Annotated in this window: 1 protein-coding gene and 1 pseudogene; one reads left to right on the top strand and one right to left on the bottom strand. The window is 66.1% G+C overall.

The window, feature by feature from the left end; translation table 11 throughout:
• Window positions 1-222: 222 nt before the first annotated feature.
• Window positions 223-642, bottom strand: a complete 420-nt coding sequence (locus C1J00_RS43705) for a winged helix-turn-helix domain-containing protein (RefSeq protein WP_180989929.1) — start codon at window positions 640-642, stop codon at window positions 223-225.
• Between the two features lie 199 nt (window positions 643-841).
• Here C1J00_RS43705 and C1J00_RS43710 point away from each other — a divergent pair.
• Window positions 842-921, top strand: a pseudogene (locus tag C1J00_RS43710) (IS5/IS1182 family transposase); the annotation flags it as partial.

The following is a 921-nucleotide window of genomic DNA, read 5'->3' on the forward strand; positions in this document are numbered from 1 at the left end:
ACACCCGACGCCGACACTCCCGCCTCGGTCAGCGGTCTCCGATCGCCTTCGAGAACACCCTCCAACCAACATCAACTACCCTGGCCCAAGCGGCATAGACGTGTTCAACATCCGGGGACAAGGCCCGGAGCGGAGTCCGCCCTCGGGGCGACTAGGTGCGGCGGATCTGAGGGAGCAGGGAGACGCCTGATTCGTCGAGGAAGACGATCCAGGCACGTGTGTTCACGGCCCCTTTTTGATGCGCGGCCACTCGTGCGCGATCCAGCGGGCGATCTCCGATTCGTCCCGCTCGACCGCCCGCCGCTCGGGCCGTTGCAGGCTCCATCCGAGCCGGCCGGTCAGCAGCCGCCATACCGAAGCCCTCGACAACACCACCCCCGTTGTCCGGGTGACGACCGCGCCGACTCGTTCCAGGGTCCACAGGTCGGCCTCGAAACCATGAGCCTGGGCACCTTGCTCCAACGCGGCCCGGACCATCTCGACCTGGGTGTCGTCCAGCTTGGGTGGGCGTCCGGTGGCTGCCCGTCGCCGCAGAGCCGAAGCACCGCCTTGCTCCCACACCCGCCGCCAACGCCGCACACTCTCGGCACACACCCCCACCGCCCTCGCGATCTCCGCATTCGAGACGCCGTCCTCGAACAACTCGACTGCCCGAACACGACGCGCCTCCGCCAAGTGAGGCCGCGAAAAAGGAGGAAGAGACGAGCCGGCAGCCGAAGGCGAGGGTTGATAAGCCACCCCAAAAGCCTCCCACTCGCAAGGCCAGCACACCCACCGAACTTACGAAAAGATCAGTAAGGGCTGTCCCGTAACTGCTGGTCACTGGTGAGATGATCTTGCTGTGTCTGGTGTGATCACGGCGTCGGAGCCCTCCTGGATAGCCCCGTTCACCGGGCTGAGCCCGCGCCAGTTCGGCAGGCT

Origin of the sequence: Streptomyces cahuitamycinicus, from assembly GCF_002891435.1 — a bacterium.
Lineage (GTDB): Bacteria > Actinomycetota > Actinomycetes > Streptomycetales > Streptomycetaceae > Streptomyces > Streptomyces cahuitamycinicus.